Source organism: Rothia sp. 27098_8_29 (assembly GCF_041432785.1).
Classification (GTDB): domain Bacteria; phylum Actinomycetota; class Actinomycetes; order Actinomycetales; family Micrococcaceae; genus Rothia; species Rothia mucilaginosa.
Window position 1 is genome coordinate 1,082,366 of record NZ_JAPWAI010000001.1, and the last position, 19,456, is coordinate 1,101,821.

Genomic DNA, 19,456 nt, shown 5'->3' on the forward strand with positions numbered 1-19,456 from the left:
AACAACCAAATCGAAAAGTGGTGAATTGAATCACATATTTTACACTTAGTGCAAGACCCCCGGCACAGACTCTTTTCCAGCTACACCAGGCATTCCCCCGACTACCTCAAGCAGGCTGCCTCAAGCACCCGCCGCGCCTACCTCCAGCTCAATCAAGCACGACAGTATCAGGGCACAAAAATGCGCCCCGCACAGTGTACGGGGCGCATCCGCTCAAACTAGAGCAAGAAACTATGCCTTACGGCGGCGAAGCACCATCACAGCGGCGCCAGCAATCAGCGCAAACGCACCAACAGCAGCCAGGCTCAGAACATTCTGAGCACCGGTCTTAGCCAGCGAGCCCTTGCTCTGAGGCGCAGACTTGGTCGCCGAAGCGCTCACCTGAGAATCCGAACCGGAGCCCTTAGACTGACCCTCAGACTTCACCGAAGAAGAGTTCTTCAGCGGCGCGGTCTTCGCGGTGGTTCCCAGCTGGTCGTTAGCTTCCTCAGCCTTCGACTGCTCACCCTTCGACTGTTCGCCCTTAGGCTGCTCAGCTGCCGGCTTCTTTTCTACTGCAGCAGATGCGGAAGGCGATGCCGAAGCATTGGTCGGGAATGCCGGCTCGTCAGCCTCGTCGCGATTATCTGCATTACCGGCATCCTTCGCATCGTTAACAATCAGCGAAACAGCCGAATCGTAATTGCGGTTGGTAGCCACATCAGAACCAGCGGTGACGGTACCGAGCATGTAGCCCTGGCTGTACTGCATGGTGTTCGCCGGAACACGCAGAGTTGCCTCGAAGGAGTACTTGCCGGTGCGTGCGTTGTAGACAAACGCGCTCGCAGGAACGACAGTGGAGACCTTCTGAATGTTTGCCAGTTCGCTATCGGTCAGTTTGTCGTAACCCATCGACCATTCGCCTTCCTTGACGAGGAACAGGCGAATACCTTCTGCCGGGGGCTTCTCAAAGTCGTAGCCGGAGACGTGGAAGGTGTAGGGGCGGGTAATGTCGACGGTGCCCTCAGCGAAGTTCAGGGTGGGGTCAATCAGCACTGCGGTAGCCTGCTTCGGGTAGCCCTGGAAGGGAACCTTAGCGGGGTTAATGGTCGCGGTGGAGGTGAACTCACCCTCGGAAACCTCGGCGTAGAACTTCACGATGGAGTTCGGAACCAGCTTCTGCTGCGAGGAAGGAACAGCCTTGCCGTTACGATCCACGGTCGCCTTGGAGGTGTAGGTGTCGGTCATGGTGCCGTCGCCGGTCTTCGAGTTCAGCACGTAGGGCACAGCCGCGGTGGTGTTAGCGATATCCTGCTTGTCCACTGCGATGACGGAGCCGTCCTCGGTGACGGTCAGGTCGTTAGCCTTACCGCCGTTCATCTCAACCTCACCGATTACGCGGTCGGTCTTAGCGTCAAAGATAGCGATCTTGCCGGTACCGAAATCGGTCACGTACACCAGGTCGCGACCCTCGTCGTTCTCCATGGACAGCGCCTGGGTGCCGAACTTGACGAACTTCTTGAACGCACCGGTGGTCAGATCGTAGACGGAGATACCGGAGTTCACGCCATCCACACCCTGCGAGGAGACGTAAATTTCGTTCTCGGAGTGGTCAATAGTGACGTCAGAGGGGCGAACCTCAACGGAGGAGTTCTCGCCGCGGGTCTGAATAACCTGCTCGGTCTTGAACGTATGAGTGTTGATCACGAAGACCTTGCCGCCGGTGCGCTCGGGCACGTACAGCTTGTCGCCGTCAACGGTCATGTTCATGCCGATGTAGCGGGTACCACCGTTGGGGGCACCTTCCAGCTGCAACTTGGTGACCTCGAAGGTCTTCATGTCGATTGCGGACACATAGTAGCGGCCGGTCACGAACACCTTACCGGAGTTGTGATCCACCAGCACAGAGCGGGGGTGCTCAATCCAGTTCGGGTCACTCTCGGAGATACCGTGGTTAGTCCAAATCTGCTCCATGGTGCTCTGGTCGAACACAGACAGGGAGTTGTCGGTGGTGTTAGTAACCCACACGGTACCGGACACGTCATCAACAGTGATGCCATACGCGGAAATGTAGCCAAATTCGCCGTTCTTATCCAGCTCGAAGGGAAGCGCCGCCACTTCTTCAATCTGAAGAGTGTCTGCGTTGACACGAGCAATGGTGGAGGCGAGGTCGCCGCGGGCGCCCACGCCGACCATCCAAATCTTGTTGGTCGCCTTAGAGTATGCAACCTGGTACTGGCCGGGCAGACCCTGGGTAATCTGCGCGACGGACGCGGAGGTGTCAACAACGCGGCTCAGCGATGCGGTGGAAGGAACCGAGGCGCTGGAGGAAGCGGTCTGATGTGCGGTATTCGGTGCTGCGAAGGAGGCAGGGATCATGGCTGCGCCGGAGATTGCGAGCGCCAGGGAGCCAACAGCGAGCCCCTTCAGTGCTTTACCCGAGGAGGGAGTGAGGTTCAATGTGTGTCCTTCAAATGTGTAACGGAAGTGCTCACATGCCGCATGCGAATGCTAACGAGACACCCGTGAATATGCGGTGACATATTCGACGGCACGAAAAGCAGAAATGCAGGTAACGCATAAATTTACCTACCTTCTAATCCTCAGTGTTTTCCCAGGAAAATACAAGCAGCGACGTGGGTGTGTTTTGTGTTTTTATGAGCGACCCCCAAATTCACCTTCAGTATCACGTGAAGGTTGAGGCGATTTCAGGGTTTTTCCTTGCTCTTGCGGGCAAAAACCCTGGTTGCCAGGGGGTATTGTGATGCTTTTATATTTACACATTAATGTAAAAGTTTAGGTGAGGTGCATCTGCGATATTCACCACGGGTTACACATTTTCTCGACATTCAAAACCTATATTTTTACAAGCGTGTGCACATATATAAATATTTACTGTATAAGTTACCCAGAATAACCCCAAGCGGGCACACAAAAGGCGGGTACCCCTCCCCCAGATTCGAAGAATCCGAAAGAGAAAATACCCGCCTTCTCACGCGTTACATCGAGCATTTACGCCCGAAAACTAAACGCTACGCTTATGCCTTGCGGCGGCGCATCACCAGAGCAGCACCCGCAATCAGAGCCACAGAAGCGAAAGCAACCAGCGGCATCACAGCATTAGCACCGGTGTTCGCCAGAGCGCCACGCGAAGAGCCAGCCTGCGAGGAACCTGCGTCGCTCTTAGCTACCGAGGAGCCACCGCCCAAATTATCGGAGCCACCTGCAGAGGAGCCACCGTTCTTCACAGCCGAACCGGACTTATCAGCCTTCACAGCATCCGGAGCAGACTTGGAGTCCTGTGCACCGGTCTTAGAGTCAGACTTCGAATCAGACTGAGATGCCTGATCCTTGGAGGTCTGGTCCTTAGCCTCTGCGGTGTTCTCAGACTTAGCGTCAGACTTCTTATCCTCGGACTTAGCGTCCTCAGACTTCTTATCTTCTGCCTTCTTGTCCTCAGCCTTCTTGTCCTCAGCCTTCGGGTCAGCCGGCTTCGATTCCTCAGCCTTCACACCGGTCACCGTCGGGTAACCCGCGAAATCCAGCGAAGTCGGGGTGATACCCACCGGAGCTGCGCTCGCGTCGGTGTCCTTCACGCCAACCTTGAACTTCAGAATCGAGTTAGCCTTCAGCTGCTGAACCGATGCGGGAACGTCGTTACCCTGGCGATCCTTGGTGGGCAGGGTGGTGTACTCGCTGGCGGTGGTGATTTCGCCGGTGGTGCCGTTGAGCACGTAGGGCAGGGTCACCTTCTCGTCGCGGTCCTTCTTGTCAACAACCAGTACGGAGCCGTCCTTGAGCAGGGTCACGTCGTTCGCGGCTGCGCCGTTCATCTCAACCTCGCCGATGACCTCGTCAGCGCGGCCGTCGAAGACAGCCACCTTGCCGGTACCGAAGTCGGTTACGTACACCAGGTCGCGGTCCTCATCGTGCTCCAGAGCGAGCGCCTGGGTGCCGAACTTGACAAACTTCTTGAACTCGCCGGTGGTCAGGTCGTACACGGAGATACCGGAGTTGACGCCCTTCACACCCTGGGAAGAGACGTAAATCTCATTCAGCGAGTGGTCCACAGCAACGTCGGAGGGGCGAACCTCAACGGTGGAATCCTCACCCTGAGTCTGGATGGTCTTCTCGACCTTGAAGGTCTTGGTGTCCACGACGAAGAGCTTGCCGCCGGTGCGCTCGGGCACGTACAGCTTGCCGCCGTCGAGGAACAGGTTCATGCTCACGTAGCGGGTGCCGCCGTCGGGTGCGCCCTCGAGCTGAATCTTCTCAACCTGCTTGGTCTTCAGGTCGATAGCGGAGACGAAGAAGCGGCCGGTCACGAACGCCTTACCGGACTCGTGGTCAACCAAAACGGAGCGGGGGTGCTCAATCCAGTTCGGGTCGTCTTTCTTCACACCCTCGTTGGTCCAGATGAGCTTGAGGGTCTGCTGGTCGTACACTGCCACGGAGTTGTCGGTGGTGTTGGTGACCCAGACGGTGCCGTCCACGTCATCAACGGTCACGCCGTACGCGGAGGTGTAACCGTACTGGCCCTTGTCGTTCTTCTTCACGGGCAGCTCGGCGAAAGCCTCGGTCTGCAGGGTGTCTGCATCCACGCGTGCCAGGGAGGAAGCGAGGCCGCCGCGTGCACCCACGGTGGGCACGAACAGCTTGTGGTTCTTCTTGGAGTAGCCAACCTGGAACTGGCCGGGCAGACCCTGAATGATGTTCGCAACGCTACCGTTTGCATCCACGGTGCGGTGTGCCTCGGTGGAGGGGGTGGTGGCGTCGGTTGCCTTGGTGGTCTTGGTGGCGGTTGCCGGGTAGCCCTGGAACTCGCGGGTTTCGGGGGTGACCTGCTTGACCTCGGAGTTGTCGCCTGCGGTTGCGGTGACCTTGAACTTCAGGATGGAGTTCGCCTGAATCTCGGAGGTCTTGGCGGGAACCTCGTTGCCCTGCTTGTCCTTAGAAGGCTTGCTGGTGACCTTATCTGAGGTGCTGACGGTGCCGGTGGTGCCGTCGAGGACGTAAGGCACGGTTGCGGTTGCGCCAGCCTGCTTGTCCACAGCGATAACGGAGCCGTTGGGCAGTACGACCAGGTCGTTTGCCTTGCCGCCGTTCATGGCGACCTCAGCGATCAGCTTGTCTGCTGCGCCGCCGTCAATCACGCCGACCTTGCCGGTGCCGAAGTCAGAGACGTACACCAGGTCGTTCGCCTCGTCGTTGTCCAGTGCGAGTGCCTGGGTGCCGAAGGGGATGAACTTCTTGAACTCGTGGGTGGTCGCGTCGTAGATGGACACGCCGGAGTTCGCGCCCTTCATACCCTGGGAGGAGACGTAAATTTCGTTCTGGGAGTGGTCAATAGCCACGTCGGAGGGGCGAACCTCGCCGTCCTTATCGCCCTTCACAGAGATGGTCTTCTCGACCTTGAAGGTCTTGGTGTCGATCACGAAGAGTTTGCCGCCGGTGCGTTCGGGCACGTACAGCTTGCCGCCGTCCACCAGAATGTTCATGCTGATGTAGCGGGTACCGCCATCGGGTGCGCCCTCAAGCTGAATCTTCTCAACCTGCTTGGTCTTCAGATCGATAGCCGAGACAAAGAAGCGACCGGTCACGAAAGCCTTACCCGACTCGTGATCGACACGCACCTCGCGGGGGTGCTCAATCCAGTTCGGGTCGTCCTTGCTCAGACCCGCATTGGTCCACAGCTGCTTCATGGTCGCCTGATCGTACACGGCAACGGAGTTATCGCGGGTGCTGGTCACCCACACGGTACCTTCCTCGTCATCGACGGTGATACCGTACGCACCCTCGTAGGAGTAGCCCTTGTCGTTCTTGACGATGGGCAGCTCGGCGACAGCCTCAATCTTCAGGGAGTTTGCGTCAATGCGAGCAATCGTAGAAACGTGCTCGTCGCGGTCAGCGGTGCCCGCAACCCAAATCTTGTTGGTCTTCTTGGAGTATGCGACCTGGAACTGGCCGGGTAGGCCCTGGGTGATCTTTGCCATCGCCTTATCGGTGATGGTGCGAGCGTCAGTGCTCTGGCTTGCTACCGGGGTGGAGTCTGCCGCGAACGATGCGGGGATGGTGGCAACGCCGGAAATTGCCAGTGCCAGCGATCCAACGGCGAGGCCCTTGAATGCCTTGCTTGAAGCGAGGTTCATATGTATGTCCTTTTTCGTGGGTGGTGTGTGAAGGTGCGTCTCTCCCCCACCGATGGGTGGTGAGGCGCCGCGTTTTTCCTGCTCTTTGGTGTGGGTTTCGTGGGCCCACGAGGAAGGAAACTAGTCTTCACACAGTATTAAGTAAGGCAACCTTTAACTTACCTTCCAGGTAATACTTACTTAGCGCACAGGATTTTGCAAGATTTTAGGCATATATAACGCAAAATTTCATATGCCAGGCACAGCCTGTCACTAAAACTCCCCGAGGTGCGGCAATACGGGACATAGCAAAACCCCCGCCTCCAGCAAAAGCCAGAAGACGGGGGTTCCACACACCCCAACACACACGGTGCCGGGGTGACTAAAAATTAGGAGACATACGAGAAGTCAGTGAACAGCAGGTTCTGCAGCTTGTAGCGGCGAATGAAACGAGCCAGCTCCGCGCGAGTAGTCGGCGCGGTCGGGTTGAACACACCCGAAGAATCCAGAACGATATCGTTCGCGCCAGCCCACGCAACGTAACGGTGCAGAGTACCGGCACCGAGCACGTCGCGGAAACGAGAACCAGCAGCCTCGTTCATTTCAGTCAGCTGAACCTCCGCGTTGTACTGGAACAGTACAGCCGCCAGCTCCTCGTGAGAAACCGGTGCGGTCGGGTCAATCTTGTCGCCGCCAGTGAGCGGCTCGGTGATCTTGCGGTCACGAGCCCAGTGCAGCGCGTTCGCGGTCGGGCGGTCTGCCGCATCCGCAAAGGGTGCAACATTAGAGTTTTCACTCACGCCAGCGTGACCAGCAGCGTGGTTCAGCAGAGCAATAAGCTCCTCACGGGTCACAGGGCGGTCCGGCTCAAACGCGCCAGTCTGCGGGTTCGGCATTAGCCACTTCTTCTGGTTCGCCATGCGGATATCCTCAGCGAACGGGCGGCTATCCGGAACATCCTCGAAAGAAGTCTTCAGGATCTTAGTCTCAGCCACGGGGATGCGCGCAGCAATCTGGTGGGTAATCTCCTGACCCCACGGGTCGGAGCAAATATCCAGCTGCAGGGCGTGCTCGACACCCTCACCCTGCATCAGCTCGATGGGGAACTGGTCGCTACCGCTGAAGCTGTCAGCGTCACCGTCAAATTCGGGGGTGAGCGGCCAGGAGCGCAGAGTTTCGAAAGAGTCGTTACGAACGTAGCCGTGGCGTACGGTCAGGGTGGTGCCTTCGGTGAGGAATTCGCGCAGACCGTGTGCAGTGTAGTTGACGGTCATACCGGTTTCGGTGATGGTGGCGCGCTGAATGACGAGGCGGGGGCCTTTAGTTTCCTCGGTTGCCGGGGTAAGGTTTGCGGGAGCTTCGTCAGCCTGAGCGGCCTGTGCCTGCAGGGTCAGTGCGCCTGCAGCGGCGGCGGCGGAAGCACCCTTTACGAAGAATCGTCGTGAGAGTCGATGGTTAATCAAGGGCATGATTGTCCTATTCAGTTCTTGTTTGAGTTGAGTGAGTTACGGGTGGCAGGACGCGCGGACAGCGGCGTAAACGGTGAGTGAGGCCGATACGGTGGGTTCCCTCCCCTGTGTACGTGAGTGAGACGCAGCATGCCGGGGTGCGGGTGTCTGTCGGGCGGATGCGCGGTGAGTGAGACCGGCACGGTTCCCTGACCCAGTCATCTAGCGTACCTTAAGGTCCCCTTTAAAGCGAAGACGAAACGGCGGTGATTTTACGCCCATTTTCGATGTTCAACGAAGTAGGGGCGATATCTGGCAAGGTTTGCCGGAAGTTGGCATGGGTTCTTGATGGGGTGATTTTGAATTACCCAATGCCGTGGTGTTCCGAGATATGGAATATGTGGGTTTCTGAAGTTTTATGTGTGACACGCCGATTCAAACCCTTTTCAAAGAGTTATAGTTATTGGTACCCTATCACTGTTCCTATATCCTCAACAAAGGAGTTACCCATGGAGGCCAAGGAATTCTCATACGAGAAGGCTCTCCTCTTTTTCGCCAAGTCTAAGTACGCCGACCTTTTCGGCGTAGCACTGGTTATCGCCATCGCAATCGCCTCAGGATACCTGAGCACCAACCTCGCCAAATACGTTGACTGGGGCCCGATCACGCCCTTCATTCCCCTCGGCGTGATTTCCGTGATTAACGTGGGTATTTCAATGATGTCTACCCGCCTGACCGGCCGCCTCTCAAACATCGGCAACGTGCTCGGCATTATTAACACGGCGCTGTCTGGCGCGATTGACTACATTCTGGGCAACAAGGCAGCAATCATCACCTACCCGGTCACTTTCATCGTGTACACCTTCGCGATTCGTAGGTGGCAGAACTCCGAACGCGGCAAGGCGTTGGAACCGCCGACCGGCGCGAAGGGTCAGCTGATTATTGGCGGCATTGTGGCCGGTTCGTTCGCGTTCTCCCTGATTGCGAACTACATTGGCTACGGCGGCAAGACCTCGTTCCTGTTCTGGATCACGACCGTAGTGTTTGGATTGTCCCTGTCAGCAAACATTCTGAACGCGCTCAAGCTCACGATGCAGTGGCAATTCTGGTTCCTGTACAACACCGTGCAGTGCATCAAGGCGCTGACCCAGGGCAACTTTGCGAACGTCGGCAAGTACATCTTCTACATCATCAACAGCGTGGCGGCGCTCCTGCTGTGGACCCGAAATGGCACCGCAGCCAAGGGTACCGTGGCGGTGGCGTAAAGGGGCGGTTCCCGGGTTTTCGGGCGCTGACCTTTCTACCAGCTAACGCTAATGCATGAGGAGGCCCCTCGACCTGCAGTCTACTGCTGCGGGTCGAGGGGCCTTACCTGTGCCCCGCGAGTGCGGGGAATACGTTGAGTTTCTTTCATTATTGCCCTTGATATAGGGCTCACCCCCGCCAATGCAGGGAACACACGGATGTCATGATTGGCCTTGCGAGCATGGTGGGCTCATTTCCGCTCGCGCGGGGAACACGCTAAAAACCCTATCGCCGGTATCGCCGGGCTGGGCTCATCCCCGCCTGTGCGGGGAGCACCCCATCATCAGAACCAGGCCGTTCGGGGCGGCGGGCTCATCCCCGCCCGTGCGGGGAGCACAAAGCCTTAGCAAGACGGTCGCGGTAGTATTCGGGCTCATCCCCGCCTGTGCGGGGAGCACATCCAGCCAAGGTCTTCAACCGCCACAACCGCGGGCTCATCCCCGCCTGTGCGGGGAGCACTGTTGAGGGCGTGAAGGTCTAGCGGGTTTGTGGGGCTCATCCCCGCCTGTGCGGGGAGCACTGAGCCAGAGCAGCCCACTCCATATTGTCGGAGGGCTCATCCCCGCCTGTGCGGGGAGCACAATATGACGGTGATAACCTGTCGCTTCGCCTCGGGCTCATCCCCGCCTGTGCGGGGAGCACTAACTCACACAAGCACATACTCTCAAGTAAAAGGGCTCATCCCCGCCCGTGCGGGGAGCACCTCTTCAACATTCGTAACGTTGGTAAACTTCCGGGCTCATCCCCGCCCGTGCGGGGAGCACAATAGCGGTTTTGCGCCACATTGCTACCTCATGGGCTCATCCCCGCCCGTGCGGGGAGCACCACCGGCGCTATCACTTTCAACGGCGCAGATGGGGCTCATCCCCGCCCGTGCGGGGAGCACTCCTCGGAGCTAAACAGGCTATCGGACGTGACGGGCTCATCCCCGCCCGTGCGGGGAGCACCCCGGCTACGTGTTCAGCAGCAGTAAACTGTCGGGCTCATCCCCGCCCGTGCGGGGAGCACCAGTTAGCGTCTTCTTCTGGATTGCGTAGATAGGGCTCATCCCCGCCCGTGCGGGGAGCACAGAGAAACAGAGGCGGAAAATTGACCGAAAGCGGGCTCATCCCCGCCCGTGCGGGGAGCACGGTGGTTGGTGTGTTTTTGATGGTTGGCTTCGGGGCTCATCCCCGCCCGTGCGGGGAGCACGACCGCTTCGGCGGTCAGAGGTAGGCGGGGCGGGGCTCATCCCCGCCCGTGCGGGGAGCACTAACTTGCATTATTGCCGGTTTTCTTGCTATAAGGCTCATCCCCGCCCGTGCGGGGAGCACGAGTCTGAGAATGTTCTGGGGTCGAGGAGACTGGGCTCATCCCCGCCCGTGCGGGGAGCACCCCGTGAGTTCATTGATGCCGAGGCGGTGGCAGGGCTCATCCCCGCCCGTGCGGGGAGCACGGTGTCTGTATGCGGTTCTGGTGTTGGTGGGTGGGCTCATCCCCGCCCGTGCGGGGAGCACAGGCGGTCTACGGCTTCGGTGGCGGCGGTGCGGGGCTCATCCCCGCCCGTGCGGGGAGCACGCGAGGGTGAGGGAAGTGATGAGCGCCTTGCGGGGCTCATCCCCGCCCGTGCGGGGAGCACGCAAAGAAGATGCAGAAGGCGAGAAGCCAGCTGGGCTCATCCCCGCCCGTGCGGGGAGCACGCCGGTGAATATTTCGCCCCTCTGGGCCCCAAGGGCTCATCCCCGCCCGTGCGGGGAGCACGCCTTACCTTCACTATCCCAGCCGTAGAGCTCGGGCTCATCCCCGCCCGTGCGGGGAGCACAAATTCCTTCAGAAGCTCCGTGGACTGATCCAGGGCTCATCCCCGCCCGTGCGGGGAGCACTCTTCTTCAAGGACGGCGGAGATGTCGAAGGCGGGCTCATCCCCGCCCGTGCGGGGAGCACTACCTGTCTGCGGGTGAGGGGCTGAAGCCTGCGGGCTCATCCCCGCCCGTGCGGGGAGCACAAGATGACGGCACCAATGAGGGTGAGGCTCGGGGGCTCATCCCCGCCCGTGCGGGGAGCACCTCTGCCTCTGCCCCGTACTGCTGCTCTAGCTGGGCTCATCCCCGCCCGTGCGGGGAGCACGGATGAGTCCTAGTTCGGTCCAGTCGGTAATGGGGCTCATCCCCGCCCGTGCGGGGAGCACTTGCCCTTCACCGTGCGAGTCGCCAGCACAGGGGGCTCATCCCCGCCCGTGCGGGGAGCACCTGAGGCAAGATTGCCGCTCTTCGCATCGCATGGGCTCATCCCCGCCCGTGCGGGGAGCACTGAAGCAGGGTGTACAGCGCCTTGGTGGTAGTGGGCTCATCCCCGCCCGTGCGGGGAGCACTCAGAGGCACGTACATTCAGGAAGCCAGCTCTGGGCTCATCCCCGCCCGTGCGGGGAGCACTTGGCGCTTGCCAGCCAACTTTGATACCGACGGGGCTCATCCCCGCCCGTGCGGGGAGCACAGAAGTTCGCTACTGAGCAGTTGTCCCCTGAGAGGCTCATCCCCGCCCGTGCGGGGAGCACTTTCTCTAGCTTGGAGTCTGGGGAAGAGGTTGGGGCTCATCCCCGCCCGTGCGGGGAGCACACATAACCGGACTGCGTGACGTTGGGGTCGCCGGGCTCATCCCCGCCCGTGCGGGGAGCACTCACGTATTGTCACCTTGCACGCACTCGCAACGGGCTCATCCCCGCCCGTGCGGGGAGCACATCACGGCGGTTTGCATTCTGATGATGGCCCCGTGGCTCATCCCCGCCCGTGCGGGGAGCACGGTGTTTTCGCATGGTTTCGCGCCATTCCTTTGGGCTCATCCCCGCCCGTGCGGGGAGCACTCATTAGCTCTTCTCCTTCTTTTCTGCTTCTAGGGCTCATCCCCGCCCGTGCGGGGAGCACATCGGCGTGCAATGCTGCGTATCGCACCATGCGGGCTCATCCCCGCCCGTGCGGGGAGCACTTCGCACCATCAGTTGTGTGGTCGGAAAAGATGGGCTCATCCCCGCCCGTGCGGGGAGCACAATCTTGCGAAGAATGTTCAGCCATGCAGGCGGGGCTCATCCCCGCCCGTGCGGGGAGCACTCGGCGGGCCCATCACGATTTTGCCAATTGGTGGGCTCATCCCCGCCCGTGCGGGGAGCACTCGGTGATGGCAAAGAACGCGTTGTTATCCCAGGGCTCATCCCCGCCCGTGCGGGGAGCACAGGAGTACCGCCGTGCCCGTCAAGAAACGGTGGGGCTCATCCCCGCCCGTGCGGGGAGCACCACTCTGAACCCTGTACGGATACTGTGAGAACGGGCTCATCCCCGCCCGTGCGGGGAGCACATATACACGGGCGTGTTACGGCCAGAGGAGAGGGGCTCATCCCCGCCCGTGCGGGGAGCACGTGCTGGTCGGTGCTGATTTTGGGGGTTTTCTGGGCTCATCCCCGCCCGTGCGGGGAGCACCCGCTGGAGGGCGCTAAGCCCCTTCCGGAAGGGGGCTCATCCCCGCCCGTGCGGGGAGCACGTGAACGTCTCCAACGGGGCATCATCCCAGCCGGGCTCATCCCCGCCCGTGCGGGGAGCACACTCATCTTCGACTGCTTTATTCTAGCCTCACGGGCTCATCCCCGCCCGTGCGGGGAGCACGGTGGTGGTGTCGAAGCGCTCCAGGAAGAGGTGGGCTCATCCCCGCCCGTGCGGGGAGCACCAGAAGTCGAACAGCACCAACGGTCTGGTGTCGGGCTCATCCCCGCCCGTGCGGGGAGCACGCGGGAATCCCACCCGCCCCTTGAGCCGGGGTGGGCTCATCCCCGCCCGTGCGGGGAGCACCAGCTCTACGTGATCCAGCGTGCAGACGGGAAGGGCTCATCCCCGCCCGTGCGGGGAGCACACTTGCTGACATGGGGTTTTATCCCCTATACCGGCAAAATAGGATTACTTTGGAGCCAGAGCCTCCGTCCAGAATACACGATAAACAATTGCTCCTAACCCCGACGAGCACGGCGATACCTACTCGCCTTACTCCACCCAGACTTCGGTACAACTTTACGAACCACCGGACGATAAATCAGCTTAACACCCTCAAAATCGACAGGCTCCCAATCCGCATTATTTACCCGAAACTCAAGCCGTTGCTCATTATCCGCCGGAAACACCATAGTCGCACGACCAGTGCCACCCGACTCCAACACACGCGCCCACAACTTCTCACGAATCCTAGCGCTTACACGCCCCACAAACACCCCAGGATTAATCTCCAAAAGCCACTTCGTCAAATCACCACGAAGACTCACCGGACAAGCAGACAAAACAATAACAATCATCAGTCCGCCCCTCCATCGCCATAATTCATGCCACCGCGCTGAGCCTCACCCTGCTCATTCCACAAACCCACAACATCCAGTTCAAGCATCTCCTCAGGAAGCTCTTCTGGCACCAACAAACGCTGAATATCCCGCACAACTCGCTCCATCACCTTCTCAGAACGAATACGGTCACGCACCGCCCTGCGCGTCACAGACCCAATATCCGTCCCCTCCGTATAGCCAGCAACCATCTCAAACGCAGCAGGAATCGTAATCTCAGCCTTATACAAATCAGCAATGTCATACACAAAAGACCAAGAATTCCCCGTATGCACAAACCCAAGCCCCGGGGCACAGCCCAAAGACACAATCGCCGCATGAACAATCCCATACAACGCAGCATGAGCAGCCGACAACGCCTGATTAATCGGTGACCCATCACCAAAATTATTCGGATCATACTCACGGCGCTCCCACGGAACACCAGTCCGTTCAGACCACTGCCTATACACAGAACGCACCCTAGCGCCCTCCCTGCCACGCAACTGCTGCATCGTCAGCTCACTCGTATCCTCACCAGGAAAACGCCACTGATACATCATGCGCGCCACAGCCAAACGGCTCCGCGTATTCGACACCAGCTTCGCCTGAGCAATCAACAGACGCGAAGAACGCGCCACAGACTTACCGCTCGCATAATAACGAACACCCTGCTCACCAACCCACACCACCGTAGTACCGCACTCCCCCAACAAAGCCATTGCCTGATGAGTAATACGCGTGCCCGGTCCCAACAGCAAAGCGCTCAAACTCGCAGCAGGGCAATGCACCACGCCTTCTTCCTTCACAAACGTCACCGCACTATCCGCACGGGAAATCGTCGCATGCTCGACATACACAAAACTCAAACGGTCAGAACTACGAAACAGCTCAGACGAGCTCGGAGGAATAGCCCCCTGCATGATCTTCTCCTATGAACATCAGCGTGCCAGCATCGGCACAAAAATATGAGTGAATAAAGAAAGGGCGGGGCACCATCACACAGAACAGTCCCCCGCCCTTCACCCGCATTACCTAGCGGGACAGAGGCGCCAACGTCAGAAGGCCCATGCCGTACGCCTTGCCCCTGCCCATACCGGAAAGCAGAGACTTACGGAACAGATCAACATCAGTGATGCGAAGAGCACCATCAAACTGAGCCTTACGGTGAGTCACCTTACCGACCTTACCCTCAGCATTACGGCGGGCAAACGCAAGGTCCTGACGAGAAGAAACCATCGGGCACTCCTCAATATCCTGCCCCTCAACCGCGGGAATTACTTCAAATCCCCACTGCGGAGCACGCTCACGAATCCACGCCCGCTGCTGCTTAGCCGTCACGTGCGGGAACACCTCACGCTTACCCGTCTGCTTATTCGTATGGCGCTTCACCGGGTTTGCGGCAAGCCGGAAAGCCCACTCCTGACCGTTCTCCAGCTTCGCCAGCAAACGACCATAATGAGCGCTCTCACCACGGCGACTATGCCATCCAGCCTGCTCCACGAGAGCCAAAAAATCAGGCTTCTCAGGGCTCAACATGTACAGAACCGGAGCATGCTGAGACTCATCCAAACGCCACAGAATACGGCTCTCAGAATAGTCCGTATCCGGCGGCAAAGTCGCCATCACGGCAGCATGCATCGCCTGCGGGCTACGCAACAACTTCCACGCGCCACGACGCTGCGGATTAATCATGAAACGAGAAAAATACGTCACGCTTCTATCACCGCCTTCATGTAATCAGGCTCAGAATCCTGGGTAGGAGAGTTCTTTGCAGAAGCATCTTCCTCCCCGTTCTGTGCACGCTGATCTTCCTTGACATTAACGAGAACAGGATCAACCGAAACAACCTCACGCGAAGCATACTGACGATGCTCCGAGCTGAAACTAACCGGAATATCCTGTACCAAATCACCACGCTCACCAGGCAACGCATCACGCAAGATGCGCAATGCTACCGGGCTTGGAAAATCCTTACGCCGATGCTCAGGAACCTGCCATTCCAACGAACGCAGAGCTTCCTCAGCAGACTCATTACGGACGCCCAAAACCAGATCATACCCAGCCGGGCATGCACGCCGTCCAAGATACAGAGGATAAACAGGCTTCTTCAGCGCAGATTCGATAGTCTCCAGCTGTTCACGTTCACCTTCCAGAGCCACAACAAAAACAGCATCTGAAAGGTACATACGGGTCGAAAGAGAAACCGTACCATTCGGGTCCTTAGCCCAATTCTTAGCGGTCTGATAGTCACGAATCAGAGTACCCGAGGCATCCGTACGCACCGCGAACCTCAACGAAACTAAGTCGTCAACCGGCTCGTTACGCGAGCGCCCCAAAGCGGCAGCAACCATTCCAATCACGCCAGATTTGCTCGGCTCATGTCCGGCATCACGGCGACGGAAACGGCTCTGAGTACCCCATGACTGCAACGGCCCGCTCATCTTCAAGAGCAGGGTGGGCATTAGGACTCCTGAGAGGTGAGATCAGTCAGCTGAGCTTCCAGGGACTCCAGCAGACCCTTCAGAGAAACAGACTCGCCCAAACCAGCCAGTTCTTCCTTGAGGTCACCCAAAGCCAGAACATACGAAGCAACCGGCTCGTAACCGTACGCTTCTTCAATGTTCTTCGCCTCAGATGCGAGCGCACGGGCAGCAGCCACACGGCGTCCCTCAACCTCAGTGATAGCCTTCTCGAAGGCATTCACGTAGGAGATGGGGCGGTCGTTGCGAACGGTTACGATAACCGCTTCAGGCAGAGTGCGCGCGGCAAAGGAGTTCTGCTTACCGGAGGGCATAGAACTGACGAATGCACGCACAAATGCCAAGGTTGCTTCAACGCTTGCAGAAGCCTCACCCAGATTAGCAGTCAGCGCATCCAGATTGATGTTAGCGTAGCGGTAGAGAGTACTCGAAGCCATCTCAACAGTGCCAATCATGCTAGCGCCTGTAGCGTCATCAGAAGAACGAACGACGTCATCCACCGCGGTGTAGTAATCAAAGTCGGGTTCGGACCCGTGAACGCTCAGGGCATGGGCTACCTGGCATGCCGCGTCAACGTTGAAGTCGGGAGCATCTGCCAGCATACGACCAAAAAGCGCAATTTCAATGCCATGTTCGGTATTAAGAATCTCCTTGACCTGCTTCGGAGGAATCTTTTCACCGTTAGCTTCGATAATTGCCTGCGCCAGCTTATCGATCTGCTGATTGCTCAAGAACAGGGCAGCCTTCGACACAGCGCGGTCTGAAATCCTCTTCGACTCATCCTCGGGTACCTCAAGCGTAACGTGCTTCTTCGACGTTCCTACAGCAGTAAAAGCCTGCACTACAGCCTGTTCCGCCGCATCAGCGTCAAACTCGGATGCAAGGTCCAGGATACGCGCAACTACCTTGTCAGCAACCAGTCGGGTACGTACACCCAGCTTCGAGCGGTCAAGGTGTTCTTCAAAGTCACGGCGGATAACGGACTTCCAAGCCTGGCTGGAAACGCGCTGACGCTGAATGCCGCCAAAGAAAGCGGACTTGGGGCTGCCGGTGTCGTCACGGTTGATGTTCGACGGGGGCAAGGTCTGCAGGGCGTGAATATCAATAAAAGTAGTCATGATGTTGTCCTTAAAACTTATAGGAACGATTAGTTAGTTGATGGTTTCAGAACGAGCAGGAAGAAAACCGTAGGAGAAGTCACGGTTCCACCTGTACAGAACCTTCTGACGCGTCGCAGGATTCAGAAGGTACATGTAATCCGTTGTAAAACGGCCATAATCGAACGTGATTCCCTCAGAGCGGAGAAGGGTAACGATGCTACGCAGATAATGTTGGCGGGCTTTCTCCGTCTGAGCGGTCATTAGAGAGTCAAAACGCTTCTTCACTGAAGGGGTAGTCTGACTCACCAATCGACCAATAGCCTTTGCGAAAGAGACATCGGCATTATGCATAAGCTCTTTCTGCGACTGCTGATGCAGAGCAAAAAGCGTTAGAGCAGTGTACGCAGCGGTCTCTGCATTGGTAGGGTTGTCGCCCTTCCCCCGATATTTCTTCGGGAAAGCCTGTTCGTCTTCCTTGTCCAGACCCAAGACATCCCCCCATAGTTTGGGAGACTCCAACGGAGTCTTTCCAGCACCACGACGAAGCCGGGCCAGCTCAGCGATAGCGCTTGATACACCTCCATTCTTCTGACGATAGAGGCGCATAACCTTTGCACCGATAAACTGCTGCAGGTCATTCTGCTCAGTATTGTCACTCATTAGTTTCCTCCTTATGTGAGTGAACTACAGATGCCTTATAAGCAAGCGGAAGATGCTTACGCAGGTGGCCTTCAAACTGCCGCCTAGCATGAGCAGCACTATAGAGAACTTCATTCTTAGAAGAGTCTTTCTTCACAGTTCCCATCATCGCCTTCGGGCCAGCGTTGACAGTCAAAAAGTCCGCTTCTTCCTCAACAAAACGACGCACTTTGTCCTGCCATTCTTTCTTCTGAAAATTAATATTTTCAGAAGAACGTTGGAGTACGATCCATTGACGGAAGACATCTTCCATACGATGTAGCAGCGACTCGGTAACATCAGCCTGGAATTCATATTCCTTGCCAGCAGCTTTCAAGAGATTGCCAGCAAACTGACCAAGCGCAACCGCTATATCCATAGTGGCCTTGATATTCTCGCAAACCATTTGAGCTGCGTCTTTACCAGATTCAGTCAGCAACGAAAGATCAAGCTGCACAGAATCAGAAATAATATTCTCAACGAAGGAATTCTGGGTGCCGTATTCGACACCTACCAGCTGAACCTTAGCCACAGAATCTGTATCAAAATAGCGTCCCAGTCCCAATTGGCGAATTACCGGGGCAGGTTTATTCTGTTTTTCAGAGTCTGGAGTGAGCCGAGTCAGCAGAGCCTCAGCACCACGCCACAGGGTGCGTTCCGATGAATGAGGCTGAGGCATCCACACTGCCCTAGTTTTCGATGACAGATTACTGCTATACCGATACCCAGTCAGAGGGTCGGTATAGGTATTGCGATCAAGCCATTTATCGCCGTTGGAGACCAGCACTGAAGTGACCCGCTCCCCGTCATGATGCAAGCGGATACGACGTGACTGCCAAGTCAAAATCTCGCACATACCACTCGCAGGACCCGGCTCATCTTTATAAGCCGCAGCGGATCCTCCCGTATAGGCACGGGGTGCAGCCGTATCCGGCTCTAGACGTTCCCAAACCGGCAAATCATGTTCAAACGACTCACTGGTCAGCTGCTCGTAGTCAAGGCAGTAAAGCAGGGTCTCCATCATGTTGGCACCATGCACAATTACCTTACCGGTAGCACCATACCAGCCAACACCCAGAGGATAACCCTTACCGCCCTTAACACGGGGGTCACCTACCGCACCAGGCTTAATACCCGAGTAGTCGTAGGCCTGAAGGGTTACGAGGTACCTAGCTGCCTCGGCAAAGCTCAGAGATTTGAGGGTTGCCTCAGCCCGCTGCGAAAAGTACTCACTCTCCGAATCCAAAATCAGGCGGCTAACAGGTTTTGTATCGCCTTTTGCAGTGTGCAAATCACGCACCTGCATAAAGGGGCGTTCGCCACCAATTAGCCAGAAGCGATTATGGCTGTTCAAGGTGTCCAGGTATTCCAGAATACCTTGGATGTTTTCATCGCTCCGTTTTTTCATCTGACGAACCCATAAAGCAAGGTCATCGAATTCCTGAATACTGCTACCCCAGAACATTGCTCGAGCAAAGATAACAAGTACCATCCCCAGAATGGCAGTATCAGTTAGGGGGCTGTCAGACTGAATCTTCCGAATGTCGTACAGCCGCTCATAGAAATCGTGGAGCGACAACTCAGTACTCTCGCCAGTATCCAGCAGTACCGGAATCCACGGTTCATCTACTAGGTTGAACTTAGGATCCTCTAAGCTAGTCATCCTCACTCCTTTCATCTTCGAAATTTGTTTTCCACCTCGTGACGAATAAACAGCCACAAAAATGGATTCTGGTCCACAATAGAAGTGAACTACAGAATCTGGCCTTGTCAGGAGGCTCCTTTAGCCACCTCTAAGACCTGATGGTTTCACTATAAGAGCCCCAGCAGACCCAAGTCAAGAGCACTAACAGTGTTAATCATATATTTCATATATTTTTAAACATCACTTATCAACAAAAAATAGAGCAGAATCCCCGCTCAATCAGCTAACACAGGGAACACACTAACAGTCAATAACCATATCGGCTCATCCCCGTCTGCTTCGGGGAACATAACTTCACAG

At 57.3% G+C, this 19,456-nt stretch carries 11 protein-coding genes and 1 CRISPR repeat array; of the genes, 1 reads left to right on the forward strand and 10 read right to left on the reverse strand.

Annotation, left to right across the window (positions count from 1 at the left end; all coding sequences use genetic code 11):
- Window positions 1–231 precede the first annotated feature (231 nt).
- The 3 genes from O3649_RS04190 to O3649_RS04200 form a co-directional block, all read right to left on the reverse strand.
- Window positions 232–2,439 carry an LPXTG cell wall anchor domain-containing protein gene (locus tag O3649_RS04190; protein WP_070629569.1) on the reverse strand — a complete coding sequence of 736 codons (2,208 nt, stop codon included), beginning with the start codon at window positions 2,437–2,439 and terminating at the stop codon, window positions 232–234.
- Between the two features lie 578 nt (window positions 2,440–3,017).
- Window positions 3,018–6,128, reverse strand: a complete 3,111-nt coding sequence (locus O3649_RS04195) for a peptidase (RefSeq protein WP_371572908.1) — start codon at window positions 6,126–6,128, stop codon at window positions 3,018–3,020.
- A gap of 368 nt (window positions 6,129–6,496) precedes the next feature.
- The gene (locus tag O3649_RS04200; protein ID WP_371572910.1) at window positions 6,497–7,576 is read right to left on the reverse strand and encodes an S-layer homology domain-containing protein; all 1,080 of its coding nucleotides are present in this window, start codon (window positions 7,574–7,576) and stop codon (window positions 6,497–6,499) included.
- A gap of 488 nt (window positions 7,577–8,064) precedes the next feature.
- Here O3649_RS04200 and O3649_RS04205 point away from each other — a divergent pair, with 488 nt between their 5' ends.
- A complete protein-coding gene (locus tag O3649_RS04205) occupies window positions 8,065–8,820 on the forward strand; it encodes a nicotinamide mononucleotide transporter (protein WP_371572912.1) in 756 nt (251 codons plus the stop codon).
- A gap of 165 nt (window positions 8,821–8,985) precedes the next feature.
- Window positions 8,986–12,736: a CRISPR direct-repeat array (repeat unit 29 nt; unit sequence GGGCTCATCCCCGCCCGTGCGGGGAGCAC).
- Window positions 12,737–12,830: 94 nt separating this feature from the next.
- On the opposite strand, the gene cas2e is transcribed toward O3649_RS04205, so the two are convergent.
- The 7 genes from cas2e to casA all read right to left on the reverse strand — a co-directional run bounded on the left by cas2e (window position 12,831) and on the right by casA (window position 19,114).
- Window positions 12,831–13,169, reverse strand: a complete 339-nt coding sequence (cas2e, locus tag O3649_RS04210) for a type I-E CRISPR-associated endoribonuclease Cas2e (protein WP_083309163.1) — start codon at window positions 13,167–13,169, stop codon at window positions 12,831–12,833.
- A complete protein-coding gene (gene cas1e / locus O3649_RS04215; RefSeq protein ID WP_070629566.1) occupies window positions 13,169–14,113 on the reverse strand; it encodes a type I-E CRISPR-associated endonuclease Cas1e in 945 nt (314 codons plus the stop codon). Before cas1e ends, cas2e begins: the two co-directional genes overlap by 1 nt.
- Window positions 14,114–14,225: 112 nt before the next feature.
- Window positions 14,226–14,906 (reverse strand): type I-E CRISPR-associated protein Cas6/Cse3/CasE, encoded by a 681-nt coding sequence (gene cas6e / locus O3649_RS04220; protein WP_371572914.1) that lies wholly within the window; start codon window positions 14,904–14,906, stop codon window positions 14,226–14,228.
- The gene (cas5e, locus tag O3649_RS04225; protein WP_070629565.1) at window positions 14,903–15,655 is read right to left on the reverse strand and encodes a type I-E CRISPR-associated protein Cas5/CasD; all 753 of its coding nucleotides are present in this window, start codon (window positions 15,653–15,655) and stop codon (window positions 14,903–14,905) included. Before cas5e ends, cas6e begins: the two co-directional genes overlap by 4 nt.
- A complete protein-coding gene (cas7e, locus tag O3649_RS04230; protein WP_070629564.1) occupies window positions 15,655–16,791 on the reverse strand; it encodes a type I-E CRISPR-associated protein Cas7/Cse4/CasC in 1,137 nt (378 codons plus the stop codon). The genes cas5e and cas7e overlap by 1 nt, the downstream gene beginning before the upstream one ends.
- 33 nt (window positions 16,792–16,824) lie before the next feature.
- The gene (casB, locus tag O3649_RS04235) at window positions 16,825–17,433 is read right to left on the reverse strand and encodes a type I-E CRISPR-associated protein Cse2/CasB (RefSeq protein WP_070629563.1); all 609 of its coding nucleotides are present in this window, start codon (window positions 17,431–17,433) and stop codon (window positions 16,825–16,827) included.
- On the reverse strand, window positions 17,426–19,114 hold the full coding sequence (casA, locus tag O3649_RS04240) for a type I-E CRISPR-associated protein Cse1/CasA (RefSeq protein WP_070629562.1): 1,689 nt from the start codon (window positions 19,112–19,114) through the stop codon (window positions 17,426–17,428). The genes casB and casA overlap by 8 nt, the downstream gene beginning before the upstream one ends.
- Between the last annotated feature and the right edge of the window lie 342 nt (window positions 19,115–19,456).

Bases quoted from the DNA above. Each gene is read 5' to 3' on its own strand.
- O3649_RS04205 (WP_371572912.1), top strand. From the start codon at position 8,065: ATGGAGGCCAAGGAATTCTCATACGAGAAGGCTCTCCTCTTTTTCGCC.
- casA (WP_070629562.1), bottom strand. From the start codon at position 19,114: ATGACTAGCTTAGAGGATCCTAAGTTCAACCTAGTAGATGAACCGTGG.
- cas2e (WP_083309163.1), bottom strand. From the start codon at position 13,169: ATGATTGTTATTGTTTTGTCTGCTTGTCCGGTGAGTCTTCGTGGTGAT.
- cas7e (WP_070629564.1), bottom strand. From the start codon at position 16,791: ATGACTACTTTTATTGATATTCACGCCCTGCAGACCTTGCCCCCGTCG.
- cas5e (WP_070629565.1), bottom strand. From the start codon at position 15,655: ATGCCCACCCTGCTCTTGAAGATGAGCGGGCCGTTGCAGTCATGGGGT.
- O3649_RS04200 (WP_371572910.1), bottom strand. From the start codon at position 7,576: ATGCCCTTGATTAACCATCGACTCTCACGACGATTCTTCGTAAAGGGT.
- O3649_RS04195 (WP_371572908.1), bottom strand. From the start codon at position 6,128: ATGAACCTCGCTTCAAGCAAGGCATTCAAGGGCCTCGCCGTTGGATCG.
- cas1e (WP_070629566.1), bottom strand. From the start codon at position 14,113: ATGCAGGGGGCTATTCCTCCGAGCTCGTCTGAGCTGTTTCGTAGTTCT.
- casB (WP_070629563.1), bottom strand. From the start codon at position 17,433: ATGAGTGACAATACTGAGCAGAATGACCTGCAGCAGTTTATCGGTGCA.